11 protein-coding genes are annotated in these 14088 nt (G+C 62.7%); 9 read left to right on the top strand and 2 right to left on the bottom strand.

The genetic code is table 11. The features are described 5' to 3' along the window. Window positions 1–110 precede the first annotated feature (110 nt). Window positions 111–821, bottom strand: a complete 711-nt coding sequence (locus I5R65_RS12100) for a hypothetical protein (RefSeq protein WP_180667801.1) — start codon at window positions 819–821, stop codon at window positions 111–113. Window positions 822–1024: 203 nt separating this feature from the next. Continuing rightward, window positions 1025–1771 (bottom strand): TIGR00730 family Rossman fold protein, encoded by a 747-nt coding sequence (locus I5R65_RS12095; protein ID WP_006463673.1) that lies wholly within the window; start codon window positions 1769–1771, stop codon window positions 1025–1027. Between I5R65_RS12095 and polA the strand changes: the two genes are divergently transcribed. From polA to I5R65_RS12050, 9 genes are all read left to right on the top strand, one after another. Then, entirely contained in the window at window positions 1772–4534 is a 2763-nt protein-coding gene (gene polA / locus I5R65_RS12090; RefSeq protein ID WP_180667799.1) for a DNA polymerase I, read from the top strand. Window positions 4535–4934: 400 nt separating this feature from the next. Then, the gene (locus I5R65_RS12085; protein WP_180667797.1) at window positions 4935–6617 is read left to right on the top strand and encodes a methyl-accepting chemotaxis protein; all 1683 of its coding nucleotides are present in this window, start codon (window positions 4935–4937) and stop codon (window positions 6615–6617) included. 229 nt (window positions 6618–6846) lie between these two features. Then, window positions 6847–7731, top strand: coding sequence for a dienelactone hydrolase family protein (locus tag I5R65_RS12080; RefSeq protein WP_180667795.1), 885 nt, complete (start codon window positions 6847–6849; stop codon window positions 7729–7731). A gap of 400 nt (window positions 7732–8131) precedes the next feature. Further along, a complete protein-coding gene (locus I5R65_RS12075; protein ID WP_180667793.1) occupies window positions 8132–9157 on the top strand; it encodes a PDR/VanB family oxidoreductase in 1026 nt (341 codons plus the stop codon). A gap of 47 nt (window positions 9158–9204) precedes the next feature. Next, window positions 9205–10209 (top strand): ABC transporter substrate-binding protein, encoded by a 1005-nt coding sequence (locus I5R65_RS12070; protein ID WP_180667792.1) that lies wholly within the window; start codon window positions 9205–9207, stop codon window positions 10207–10209. 60 nt (window positions 10210–10269) lie between these two features. After that, complete coding sequence (locus tag I5R65_RS12065) at window positions 10270–11256, top strand: isopenicillin N synthase family oxygenase (protein WP_180667790.1); 987 nt, start codon at window positions 10270–10272, stop codon at window positions 11254–11256. A gap of 125 nt (window positions 11257–11381) precedes the next feature. Next, window positions 11382–12413, top strand: coding sequence for an aromatic ring-hydroxylating dioxygenase subunit alpha (locus I5R65_RS12060; RefSeq protein WP_180667788.1), 1032 nt, complete (start codon window positions 11382–11384; stop codon window positions 12411–12413). Window positions 12414–12430: 17 nt separating this feature from the next. Continuing rightward, entirely contained in the window at window positions 12431–13288 is an 858-nt protein-coding gene (locus tag I5R65_RS12055) for an ABC transporter ATP-binding protein (protein ID WP_180667786.1), read from the top strand. Next, entirely contained in the window at window positions 13272–14075 is an 804-nt protein-coding gene (locus I5R65_RS12050; protein ID WP_180667785.1) for an ABC transporter permease, read from the top strand. Before I5R65_RS12055 ends, I5R65_RS12050 begins: the two co-directional genes overlap by 17 nt. The last annotated feature ends 13 nt before the right edge of the window (window positions 14076–14088 follow it).

The raw sequence follows: 14088 nt of genomic DNA, 5'->3' as shown, positions 1-14088 counted from the left end.
CTTCATTGTAGCAAACCATCGTGGTGCGGCCCCTGCGTTTCTTCACGGGAATGATCAGGAAGGCAACATTGGGTCCGCTTTCCTGCCGGCCGGCGGCGTCATGCGGGCGGCTAGTCCAGCAGCGGGAGCCTGCTATGAATCCAGTCGCCCGTAGTGGGTGGCATGGCCACCAGGCGGGTGAAATCGTCTTCGTCGCTGATATCGAAGTAGCTGAGGTGGTCGGAGGAATATTCCAGCAGGGTCGGGAAGTCGCGTCCCCATTGCACCGTGAAGTGCCGCAGGGCGCGCAGTTCGCCCCGTTCTCCGAAGATGCGCAGCCTGATCTTATCTTGTCGGGTCTGCTCGGCCGGGCCCGCGCCGCACAGTTCGACCCGCAACTGCTGGCCCCGATACTGGCGCCAGCCACCGTTGAGCTTCTGGCTGTAGATGGCACAGTCGCGGTAGCGCGGCGTGAACGCGGTGGTCACCGTGGCGGCCAGCCCGTAGGCCATGGCCAGCAGATAGAGCAGGGTCACGGCGTGGTAACCGGGTTTGAGAGCGGGTTTGGCCGGCGCAACCACGCGCATCAGTGTGCGATAGAACAGGCCCAGTGCACAGACCAGCACCATGCCCATGGTCCAGTAGAGTGGCGTGGTGTCGGATGGCGCGTTCTGGTCCCAGGGCAGTACGCCCAGCTGCTGGCCGATTGCCGGTGAAATGATCGCCGGCATGCTGACCAGTGCGGCGATCAGCGTTCCTGCCAGCGCGAGCGTGTAGAGCGTGCCGATGAGGAGTTGGATAAGGTAGGCTTTGGTGACCGGCATGACGACGAGGGCGTGCAATTAGTTCATTTGCGTGCCGCGCATCATGAAGTTGTCGACATGTTTTTTAAATCGTACGAAGGTGCTGGAAAGTGAACGTTTTTACACTTATCGGTGTAAAGATGGCGGGCCGGGAGGGAGCAATGAAGAGGCCGGGCGGCATTGCTGCGGCCCGGCCTGGGTGGAATGGGGGAGGCAGCGAGTGCTGCCGGCACTACAGCCGATCAGAGATACATCCCGCTCTGCCGCTCCGCCTCCTGCTGCGTCTCGGCCGGTTTGGATTTCTCGGCGTGGAATTTCTGGATCGCCGCGAGGACCTCGGCCGGCTCGTCGATCACCTGCAGCAGGTTGACGTCCTTGGGCGAGATCATGCCGTCGTCCACCAGGCGGGTCTTGATCCAGTCCACCAGGCCCGCCCAGAACTCGCTGCCCACCAGGATCACCGGCATCATGCGCGACTTGCCGGTCTGCATCAGGGTCAGTGCTTCGGTGAGTTCATCAAGCGTGCCGAAGCCGCCGGGCAGGACCACATAGGCGTCGGCATACTTGACGAAGGCGACCTTGCGCGCGAAGAAATGACGGAAGGACAGCGAAATGTCCTGCCAGGCATTGCCATGCTGTTCGTGCGGCAGTTCGATGTTCAGGCCCACCGAGGGTGAGGCGCCTTCGTAGGCGCCCTTGTTGGCGGCCTCCATGATGCCGGGACCACCGCCGGAAATGACGGCATAGCCGGCATCCGAGATCAGGCGGGCGATCTCCACACACAGTTGATAGTGGGGATTGTCGGGGCGGATACGGGCAGAACCGAAGATGGAAACGGCAGGACGCAACTCGGAGAGACGTTCGGTCGATTCAATGAATTCTGCCATAATCGTGAGTACATGCCACGACTCGCGCGCTTTCTTGGCTGTCGCGCGTTCGATGTCTCCCACTTCCCGCAGACGCGGGACATTCTTTCCTCTCTGTTCCATATGCAAAAAACCTTGTTGTTAGTTGATGGTTCCAGTTACCTCTATCGCGCATTCCATGCACTGCCCGATATGCGTAACGCGGAAGGCGCGCCCACCGGTGCGCTGTACGGCATCATCAATATGCTGCGCCGACTGCGCAACGATTATCCCGCAAGTTACGTTGCCTGTGTGTTCGACGCCAAGGGCAAGACCTTCCGTGATGATCTGTATCCCGACTACAAGGCCACCCGCAAGTCGATGCCGGAAGACCTGGCATTGCAGATCGAACCCATCCATGCCGCCGTGCGCGCACTGGGCTGGCCCATCCTGATGGTCGAGGGCATCGAGGCCGACGACGTCATCGGTACCCTGTCGGTACAGGCCACCGCCGCCGGGCTGGACACGATCATCTCCACCGGTGACAAGGACATGGCCCAGCTGGTCGATGAACACGTTACCTTGGTCAACACGATGAGTAATGAAGTTCTCGACATTGCCGGCGTGACTGCAAAATTTGGCGTGCCGCCCAACCGTATCGTCGATTACCTCAGCCTCATCGGCGACACCGTCGACAACGTTCCCGGCGTGGAAAAGTGCGGCCCCAAGACTGCCGTGAAGTGGCTGACCGCCTACGATTCGCTGGATGGCGTGATGGCCAATGCGGACAAGATCAGCGGCGTGGTCGGCGAGAACCTGCGCCGCGCGCTGGACTGGCTGCCGCAGGGCCGCGTGCTGGTGACGGTCAAGACCGATTGCGACCTGTCGGCGCACATGAAGTCCATTCTCGAATCGCTGACCATGCAGCCGCAGGACAAGGAAGTCCTCAAGGACATCTTCACCCGCTACAACTTCCGCACCTGGTTGCGTGAACTGGCCGAAGGCGGCGATGCTGCGCTCGGCAAGTCGCCGGTGGTGGGCGCCGTCGCTGCAGCCGCGCTGGAAGCGCCGGCCCAGGGAGGCTTGTTCGCCCCGGCCACGCCGATGGAGTACGAGACGGTACTCACCGATGCGCAGCTGGACCAATGGATCGCCGCCATCAATGCAGCCGAGCTGACCGCCGTCGATACCGAAACCACCTCGCTGGAAGCGATGCAGGCCGAGCTGGTCGGTATCTCGCTGTGCTGGGAGCCGGGCCGCGCCGCGTATATCCCGGTGGCCCACAATTACCAGGACGCACCGCCGCAATTGTCGCGCGAACATGTGCTGGAAAAACTCAAGCCCTGGCTGGAAGACGCCAGCAAGCCCAAGCTGGGCCAGCACCTGAAATATGACAGCCACATCTTCGCCAACTATGGCATCGGCCTGGCAGGCGTGAAGCACGACACGCTGCTGGAATCCTATGTCTTCGAATCGCATCGGCCGCACGACATGGACAGCCTGGCGGCACGTCACCTGGAGCGCAAGACCATTACCTTTGCCGAGGTGTGCGGCAAGGGCGCCTCCCAGATCGGCTTCAACGAAGTGGCCATCGAACGCGCCACCGAATATGCGGCCGAGGATGCGGAGGTCACGCTGGCCCTGCACCGCAACATGTGGCCGCAGATCGAACATGACGACAAGCTGCGCTTCATCTATGAAAAGATCGAAGTCCCCACCTCGGTGGTGCTGCAGAAGATCGAGCGCAATGGCGTGCTCATCGACAGTGAACGCCTGGGCCAGCAATCGCACGACCTCGGGCGCCGCATGCTGGAGATCGAGCAGCAGGCCTATGACTTGGCCGGCCAGCCCTTCAACCTGAATTCACCCAAGCAACTGGGCGAGATCCTGTTCGGCAAGCTGGAGTTGCCGGTGGTGAAGAAGACCGCTTCCGGCGCGCCTTCCACCGACGAAGAAGTGCTGCAGAAGCTGGCCGAGGATTATCCGCTGCCCAAGGTGTTGCTGGACTATCGCGGCCTGTCCAAGCTCAAGTCCACCTACACCGACAAGCTGCCCAAGATGATCAATCCGGTCACCGGGCGCGTGCATACCAACTATGCGCAGGCCGTGGCGGTCACGGGACGCCTGGCCTCCAACGATCCCAATCTGCAGAACATTCCGATCCGCACCGCCGAAGGCCGCCGCATCCGCGAAGCCTTCGTCGCGCCCGAAGGCTGCGTGATCGTGTCGGCCGACTATTCGCAGATCGAGTTGCGCATCATGGCGCATATCTCGGAAGACGAAAACATGTTGAAGGCCTTCGCCAACAACGAAGACATCCACAAGGCGACCGCCGCCGAAATCTTCGGCATCGCGCCCGAGCAGGTCGAGTCCGAGCAGCGCCGTTATGCCAAGGTGATCAACTTCGGCCTGATCTACGGCATGAGCGCCTTCGGCCTGGCCGGCAACCTGGGCATCGAGCGCTCGGCGGCGCAGATGTACATCGACAAGTATTTCATGCGTTTTTCCGGCGTGAAGCGCTACATGGACGAAACCCGCCTGCAGGCCAAGGCGCGCGGCTATGTGGAAACCGTGTTCGGTCGTCGCCTGTGGCTGCCCGAGATCAATTCGCCCAATGGCCCGCGTCGCCAGGGTGCGGAACGGGCGGCGATCAACGCGCCCATGCAAGGCACGGCCGCCGACCTCATCAAGCTGGCCATGATCGCCGTGCAGGACTGGCTGGAGAGCGCCGGCATGCAGACTCGCATGATCATGCAGGTGCACGATGAACTGGTGTTGGAAGTTCCGCAACAGGAGCTGGACGTTGTGCGTGAAAAGCTGCCCGAATTGATGAAAAATGTTGCGGAGCTGAAAGTTCCCTTGCTTGCCGAGGTAGGAATCGGTAAGAATTGGGACGAAGCACATTAATTCACATTAATTCCGGATTCTGGCACAACATCGTTCGCGGTTTCGCATCACCGCCGGTCGTGTGGAACCGGCGCCCGCCTCGCCAGGAAAAGCGGATCGGGCGCAGGTGCCGGATATAAAAATTGGCAATGCAACAAGCTGACGAACTGACAAGTCGGCGCAATCAGAACTTAGAAAAATAGAAGACTGGCGTCGCAACCGCAGGCATTCGAAGACGGGACGACGCACTGGGTGAAGCCGGACCAAGGTCCGGTGCAGCAGAGGCTGGGCAGGAAAGGGCAGGGGACAAGCACCAGGTTTTTCGACACGCACCGCGCATGCGGGCTGCGCCATCGGCGCAGGTCTTTCCATCCCCCAACGCTTCCGTCCGGCCTCCGATGAACACATTGGAGGAGACGTCATGAAGTCAGCAATGAAAGTGGGCACGCGCCTGGGACTCGGGTTTGCGTGGGTGGTGCTGTTGCTGGTGCTGGTGACCGGTTTCGGCATCTTCAACATGCACCAGGTGCAGGGGCGCTTCACCCACGTGGTGGAGGTCAAGAACCCCGAGAGCACGCTGGTCAAGGACATGCTGGAGACCGTGGGTGAACGGTCCATCTCGCTGCGCAACCTCATGTTGCCGGCCGCGCCCGAGGACGTGGATATCGAGGCGCAGTACATCGAAGCGCAGACGCTGAAGTACAAGATGGCCGCGCAGAAGCTGCAGCAGCTCTTCATGGATTCGGCTGACACCACCGATGAGGAAAAGGCCGCTCTGCCCAAGATCCAGGCCCAGGCCACCAATGCCGAAAAGCTGATCAACGAGGCCGTGGAGTTCGGCAAACGTCGTGAAGCCTACGAGCTGGCGCAATTCCTGAAGGAACAATACCTGCCGGTGCAAAAGTCCTGGCAGGTCGAACTGAAGGCGCTGGCCGCGCTGGAAGACCGGCTCAACAAGGAAGCGGCCGAGGCCAGCGCCACCGCGTATGCGCGTGCGCGCCTGCTGATGCTGGTGATCAGTGCCATCGGCGTGGTCACCGCCATTCTCGCGGCACTCTGGCTGACCCGCCAGATCCTGCGCAAGCTGGGCGGCGAGCCGGACTATGCGGTGCAGATCGCCGGCCAGATTGCCGAAGGCGACCTGGCCGTGGTCATCGACACCCGTGCCGGCGACAACGATAGCCTGCTGGCCGCCATGCGGGTCATGCGCGACAAGCTGGCTGCCATCGTCACCGAAGTACGCCGGGGTTCGGAAACCATCACCACCGCCTCCACCGAAATCGCCCGCGGCAACCTCGACCTGTCGGGCCGTACCGAGCAGCAGGCCGGCGCCCTGGAAGAGACTGCTTCCTCGATGGAACAGTTGAATTCCACCGTCAAGCAGAATGCCGAGAACGCCCACCAGGCCAACGACCTGGCGCTGGCCGCCTCCGATGTGGCGGTGCAGGGTGGCAGCATCGTCTCGCAGGTGGTAGAGACGATGCAGTCCATCAATGCCTCTTCGCAGAAGGTGGCCGATATCGTCAGCGTGATCGATGGCATCGCCTTCCAGACCAACATCCTGGCCCTGAATGCAGCGGTCGAAGCGGCCCGCGCCGGCGAGCAGGGGCGCGGTTTTGCGGTGGTGGCGTCCGAGGTGCGCTCGCTGGCCCAGCGCTCGGCCTCGGCGGCCAAGGAAATCAAGGTGCTCATCGGCGACTCCGTGGGCAAGGTCGAGAACGGCAGCAAGCTGGTGGAACAGGCCGGCAGCACCATGACCGACATCGTCACCAGCATCCGCCGCGTGACCGACGTGATGACCGAGATCACCCACGCCAACCGCGAGCAGAGCAGCGGCATCGAACAGGTCAACGAGGCGATCATCCAGATCGACGACATGACACAGCAGAATGCGGCGCTGGTCGAACAGGCCGCAGCGGCGGCCCGTTCGCTGCAGGAACAGGCGGCCGGCCTGCAGCAGCTGGTCAGCGTGTTCCGTGTCGATGCTGCAGAGGCGAGGGTGGCGTCATCCTATGCGGCGCCGAGTGCCGAGCGCGTCATCGATGTCACGCCGGGCGCGCCGGAACTGCCGGCCGGTGGCCAGGTGCTGGCGGTGCAGGGCTGAAAACCGGGTAGAGCATGGCCCCGGGATGGGGCCAACGCCTGCGCCGGTTTGCGGTTAGACTCCGGCTTGGGTGAAGTCGGAGCGCATCTGTGAGGATGCCGGCAAGCGGCCTGCAAGGGCCGCTTTTTTCTGGATCTGGATATTCCGGATGAGGCCAGGAAATCCGTGATCCTTCCCTGCATCATGTCCACCACAACGAGGCCACGTGCCACCAAGATGGAGAACCCCGATGAACGACCTTCGCAATGATTTCCACAGCCTGCTGGGACAGAGCACCCTGTCCGGCAGCGCCGACCGCCGTAGCTTCCTGAAGACTGCCCTGGGCACCGGCTTTGCCGCCGCCGTGCTGCCGGTCTGCGCGCAGACCATGATCAAGACCGATACCAGCGGCCTGACTGCCGGCGAGGTCGTCATCGACGTCAACGGCCAGCGCGTGCCGGCCTATCGGGCCCAGCCCGAGGGCAAGACCGGGCTGCCGGTCATCATCGTGGTGTCGGAAATCTTTGGCGTGCACGAGCACATCGCCGATATCGCCCGCCGCTTCGCCAAGCTGGGCTATCTGGCTATCGCACCGGACTTCTTCGTGCGCCAAGGCAATCCCATGGCCTATACCTCCATTGCCGAGCTGCAGAAGGACATCATTTCCAAGGTGCCGGATGCCCAGGTGATGGGCGACATCGACGCCTACGTGAAATGGGCCGGCGAAAATGGCGGTGATACCAGCCGCCTGGGCATCAACGGCTTCTGCTGGGGTGGCCGCATCGTCTGGCTCTACAGCGCCCACAATCCCAAGGTCAAGGCCGGTGCCGCCTGGTATGGCCGCCTGGTGGGTGACAAGACCGCGCTGTTCCCGCAGCAGCCGATCGATATCGCGCCCACGCTGAAGACCCCGGTCATCGGCCTGTATGGCGGCAAGGACCAGGGCATCCCGGTGTCGACTGTGGAACAGATGAAGGAAGCCCTGCAGAAGGCCGGCAACAAGTCGGAATTCCATGTCTATGCCAATTCCGGCCACGCCTTCAATGCCGATTACCGCCCCAGCTATGTCGAGGCCGACGCCAAGGATGCCTGGAGCAAGGTGGTGGCCTTCTTCAAGAGTCACGGCGTGGCATGACGAACTGAAGGTCAGGCTTCTTATTGGTGCGCGTCTGATGCAGATCAAGGCGGTGCGCACCAAGATGTGCCGGCTTGCTACGACAAGGGACGGAATTTTCCGTCCCTTTTGCATGGGTGTGGGACAAAACACATGGGTATACCGCGCCGATCCCGGCCTTGCGGCATTGGCACGCGGTTTGCTATGACATGGATTGAGTAGAAGCGGCTAGCGGTCGGTAAAACAGACACTTACCTTCCTGCGGGGCATTGCTCGTGATGCCATCGGAACTCACCGATGGTCCCCATCTTTTGATAGGACACGAGACCATGCACGATGCCCGCGCGCTTTTCTCTTTCTCATTCTCTCTATTCTGTTCCCGGCCACGCTCAGGATCGCCCGCATCTCTGCGAGGTGAGCGATGAATGCCGTCACTGAACGCTTCAACCGCGTCGCCCTTGCCGAGCCCGCCATCAGGCTGCGCTTGCGGGTAATGGCCATACGCCAGGCTGCCGCCGATATCCGCCTCTTCGAACTGACATCCGTGGACGGCGCCCCATTGCCGTCCTGGAGCGCGGGCGCGCACCTGCGCCTGCAACTGCGGGATGGGCTGGAGCGCTGCTATTCGCTGTGCAATACGCCGCAGCAGCGCGACTGTTATGTGATCGCCGTCAAGAGGGAAGCCGCCTCACGCGGCGGCTCGGCCTTCCTGCACGACCAGGTGGAAGAGGGTGACCTGCTCACTGCATCGGCACCCGTCAATGCCTTTCCTCTGGTGGCGGATGAACGTGCTCCGCTGCTGCTGGCCGCCGGTATCGGTATCACACCGCTCCATGCGATGGTCGCCGACATGGCCGCACGCGGTGTACGCCACCGTCTGCATTATTTTGCGCGCGGCCTGGCGCATGCGGCTTTCTTCCACGAACTGGCGGCCTGTTCGCAGGGCCTGTCCCTGCATCTGGGGCTGGATGGCACCGAGACCGGACGCGCCATTGCCGCTGCGCTGGCCGGCGTGCCGTGCTCTTCCCCGCTGTATGTATGCGGTCCCGCGCCCTTCATCGAGGCGGCGCGTGACCATGCGCGCCAGGCCGGCTGGCGCGAGGACGATATCCACTTCGAATGGTTCGCCGCGCCCACTGGCGCAGGCCATGCCATCCACCATGTCACTGACCAGGACGACCACGTCTTCGAACTGGTATTGCACCGCTCCGGCGTGAGCTGCCCGGTGTCGTCCGGCCAGAGCATCGTGGCGGCCGCCGCCGAGGTTGGCGTGGTGATCGGCACCTCCTGCGGCGAGGGTTTCTGCGGCAGTTGCGAAAGCGCCGTGCTGGAAGGTTTGCCCCTGCATCGCGACAGCGTGCTGTCGGCCGCCGAGCGCGCCAGTGGTCGCACGCTACTGCCCTGCGTCTCGCGCTGTGCAGGAACGCGATTGGTACTGGATCTGTGATGTTCCGATTTGTCTGTGCAAGTTCAACCCACCTGGAGAGGAAGGCTATGAAGAAGCAAGCGATGCAGAAGCGGACTTTCATGCGGCGTGTCGCCGGCGTATTGCTGGGCGCGGCAGCCCTGCAGATGGCCGGCCTGGCCCATGCCGAGGACAAGGTCACGCTGCTGTCGAACTGGTATGCGCAGGCCGAGCATGGCGGCTTCTACCAGGCTGTGGCCAAGGGCATCTACAAGAAGTACGGCATGGACGTCACCATCAAGATGGGTGGCCCGCAGGTCAACAACATGCAGATCCTGGTGGCGGGGCAGGCCGACTTCAGCATGGGGTACGACTTCACGGTGCTCAAGGGGATCGAACAGGGGTTGCCGCTGGTGACGGTGGGTACGTCCTTCCAGTCCGACCTGCAGGGCATGATGACGCATGATGATGTCACCAGCCTGGCCGGCCTGAAGAACAAGACCATCCTGGTGGCCGGTTCCGGCCAGTCGAGCTGGTGGCCGTGGCTCAAGTCCAAGTATGGCTATACCGATGCGCAGTCCAAGGCCTACACCTTCAACCTGCAGCCTTTCTTCGCCGATCCCAACATCGCGCAGCAGGCCTATCCATCCTCCGAACTGTTCCAGGCCGACAAGGCCGGCGTGAAGAGCAAGTTCTTCCTCTTCGCCAGCGAGGGCTATCCGCCGTATGGCACCACCATCGTGACGCTGCAAAAGACCGTGGCCAGCAAGCCCGACCTGGTGCAGCGCTTCGTCAAGGCGACCGCTGAAGGCTGGAAGAGCTACCTGGAAGACCCGGCCCCGGCCAATGCCCTCATCAAGGCCGACAACAAGAACATGGGCGACGAGCAGCTGGCCTATGCCCTGGGCAAGCTAAAGGAGCTCAAGGTGGTCACCGGCGGCGATGCCGCGCGGCTGGGCATCGGTGTGATGACCGATGAACGCTGGAAGCAGACCTATGACGTCATGGTCGCCACCGGCCTGCTCAAGGCGGGTACGGATTATCACAAGGCCTACACCACCCAGTTCGTCAAGGACATGAAGGTCATGCCCTGATCCCGTTCGGCGCCGCTGCGTGGGTGCGGCGGCGCGGTCCACCTTGCGCGTGAGGACGCCATGATTCCCTACACAGCACCGATGACAGCCCGCCGCATCCCGGTGATCGATTTTGCCGGTGCGTTTTCCCCCGAGCGAAGCCGGCGCGAAGCGCTGGCCTGGGAAATCCACAAGATTTCGCGTGACGTGGGTTTCTTCTACATCGTCAACCACGGCGTACCGCAGGCGCTGGTAGAAGGCCAGTTCGACTGGGCGCGCCGTTTCTTTGCGCTACCGGCGGCCAGCAAGGCGGCCATCGACATGCGCGGTTCGCCCTCCGGCTACGGCTATGAACGCATGGGGGCGCAGGCCCTTGACGAGGGTTCGCCGGCGGACCTGAAGGAGGGCTTCCAGTTCGGCTTCGACATTGCCCATGATCATGCCTACGTGCAGCGCGGCCTGCTGCGCTATGGTCACCACCGCTGGCCGCAGGACTTGCCCGGATTCGAGGCCCATTCGCGGCGCTATTACGAGGCCGTGCGTGCGCTCTCGCATCGTCTGCTCAGCGTGATTGCGCTATCGCTGGAGATGCCGGAGGATTTCTTCGAGCCCGTGCTGGAAACGCCCATCGCCACGCAGCGGATGCTGCACTACCCGCCGCAACCGGACGGTGCGCGCAACAACCAGATCGGCGCCGGTGCGCATACCGACTGGGGCCTGGTCACCATCCTCGCGCAGGATGCCATCGGTGGACTGGAGGTCTGCAACGCAGAGGGCCAGTGGGTGAGCGCACCGCCCATCGAGGACAGTTTCGTGGTCAACATCGGTGACCTGCTGCAGCGCTGGAGCAATGACCTCTATCACAGCAATCCACATCGCGTGCTCAATGCCGGCACGGTGCCGCGCTATTCGCTGCCCTTTTTTCAGGATGGCGACCAGGCGGCGGTGGTGGCTTGCCTGCCGACCTGCTGCGGCGCCGAGCGCCCACCGCGTTATGCGCCTTGCACCATTGGCGAGTACCTGGACATGAAGGTGAGGCAGACCTTCGGGGCGGTGGCGATGGACTGAGTCGCCGCAGCCAGCAAGTCCGAATTTTCGAATGTCAGATTTTCCGGCGAAGGCGACCGTATTGGCACGCCGGCCGGACCGCTGCGGATCCCCAGGTCCGCAGTCCAAGCAGAAGGAGCAGCATCATGCTGGTAACTCAACAGAAAGTCTTGCGCAGGTTCTGGTACGCGCTCATGCCCATCTCGCAGCTCAAGGACGGTCCGCTGCCCTTTACGCTGCTGGGCGAGAAGCTGGTCGTATGGCTTAGGGAAGATGGTACGCCGGCCGCCTTGCAGGACCGCTGCTGCCATCGCACGGCGCGACTGTCCAAGGGCTTCGTGGAGAACGGCAATATCGTCTGCGGCTATCACGGCTGGACCTTCAACGGCGAGGGCGCCTGCGTACGCGTGCCGCAGAGCGTGGACGGCAGCGTGCCGTCGGGTGCCTGCGTGAAGTCCTATCACTGCAAGGAGCGCTACGGTTATGTCTGGGTGGCGCTGGACGATCCGCTGCGTGACATCCCCGATTTTCCCGAGGACGGTGCGCCGGGATACCGCCGCATCTTCCAGTTCTACGAACGCTGGGATACCAGCGCGCTGCGCATGATGGAGAATTCCTTCGACAATTCCCACTTCAGCTACGTGCATCGGGCCACCTTCGGTCTGTACGACCAGCCCAAGCCGGAGAAGTACGAGATCGAGGAAACCGACTACGGCTTCGAGGCCGAGACCCGGGTGCCGATCAAGAACGTGCCGGCCAGCCACCGCGTCACCGGCAGCACCGCCGATACCACCGTGCGCCACATGTTCAACCGCTGGTACCTGCCTTTCGTACGTCGCTTCGGCTGCACCTATCCGGAGAGCGGCCGGCATCACATCATCTACAACTGCGCTACGCCCATCGACGACGGCAGCATCATGCTGGCGCAGTGGCTGTACCGCAACGATACCGAGGAAGATTGTTCCGAGGCCGAACTGATCGCCTGGGATGCCCCCATCCTGGTGGAAGACCGCGACATCCTGGAAGCCACCGACCCGGATGCCTGCATCGACGTGCGGCGCCGCCAGGAATTCCACATGGCCTCGGACCGTCCGGGCCTGATCATGCGTCGCATGCTGCTGCAGTTGCTGGAAGAGCATGGCGAATCCGAAGTCTTCCGCATCCATCCCGCTGCATGAACCCGCCAGGAGATTCCATGGACAGAGATGATCACGCCATGTCGCAGGCCGCGGCATGGGAGCAGCAGGGTGAGGCATCCGGCGAGGCTCCGGTGCTGTCGGCGCAACGGGTGGAGAAGACCTACCGCAACGGCACCCGCGCCCTGGACGAAGTGCGGCTCGATATCGGGCGCGGGGAGTTCGTCTCGCTGCTGGGTCCTTCGGGCTGCGGCAAGAGCACCCTGCTGAAGATGTTCGCCGGGCTGGAGGAGCCGTCGCATGGGCATCTGCGTTGGTGGGGCGGTAACCTGGCCACGGTGGGCACGCCGGAGCGCACGCTGGCCATGGTGTTCCAGGAAGCCACGCTCATGCCCTGGGCCACGGTGGAGCAGAATGCGCGGCTGCCGCTGGACCTGCGCCATGTGCCACGTGCGCAGGCCGATGCACGGGTGGCGGCCGCCTTGAAGCTGGTGGGCCTGGACAAGTTCCACAAGGTGCTGCCGCGCGAATTGTCCGGCGGCATGCAGATGCGTGCCTCGATTGCGCGGGCGCTGGCGACATCGCCCAATCTGCTGCTGATGGATGAGCCGTTCGGTGCTTTGGACGAGTTCACCCGCAACAAGCTCGATGCCGACCTGCGCGATATCTGGAGCCAGCAGGACCTGACGGTAGTCTTCGTGACCCACAGCATCTACGAGGCGGTGTTCCTGTCCTCGCGGGTGATCGTGATGGCGGCGCGCCCCGGACGGGTGATCGCCGATGTGGCCATCGACGTGCCAGGGCCGCGTGATGAGGCCTTCCGCATTTCTGCGCCCTTCATGCAGTATTGCAAGACACTGTCGGATTACCTGACGCTGGCCAACCAGCAGGGAGGCGGTCATGAAGCCCAACAATGATCCACTGGTCAACCGTCCCGGTTTCTGGCGGGTGGTGGCGCCCTTGTCGATTGGTATCGCACTGTTGTTGATGTGGCAGGTGGTGTGCACGCTGCTGGAGGTGCCCCCCTACCTGGTGCCTACGCCGACGTTGATTGCCAAGACCCTGGTGGCCGACTGGGGCATGCTGCTTGATTCGTTGCTGGTGACGCTGAAGATCACCTTCCTGGCTTTTGTGCTGGCGGTGATCCTGGGCGTGGCGATCGCCTTCGTCTTCGTGCAGAGCCGCTTCATCGAGGTCAGCCTGTTTCCCTATGCGATCATCCTGCAGGTCACGCCCATCGTGGCGATTGCGCCGTTGATCATCATCTGGGTCAAGGACACCACCGCTGCGCTGACGGTCTGCGCCACCATCATGGCGCTGTTCCCGATCATTTCCAACACCACGCTGGGGCTGCGCAGCGTCAATCCGGGCTTGCTCAATCTGTTCCGGCTGAACAAGGCGACCCGCTGGCAGACGCTCAGGCGCTTGCGCATTCCGAGTGCCTTGCCATATTTCTTCGGCGGCTTGCGCATTTCCAGCGGACTGGCGCTGATTGGCGCGGTGGTGGCGGAGTTCGTGGCCGGCACCGGCGGTACTGGGTCGGGGTTGGCCTATCAGATCCTGCAGGCCGGCTTCCAGCTCAACATCCCGCGGCTGTTTGCGGCCTTGCTGCTGATCACGCTGACCGGCATCCTGCTGTTCTGGTTGATGAGTGCGCTGTCGCGTGCGGCCCTGGCCGGCTGGCATGAAAGTGAAATGGGATGAGTCCACGATATCA

Origin of the sequence: Herbaspirillum sp. AP02 (assembly GCF_015767275.1) — a bacterium.
Taxonomy (GTDB): domain Bacteria; phylum Pseudomonadota; class Gammaproteobacteria; order Burkholderiales; family Burkholderiaceae_D; genus Herbaspirillum.
The sequence above is the reverse complement of the archived record's forward strand: the minus strand, read 5'-3'. Positions and strand labels throughout refer to the sequence as shown.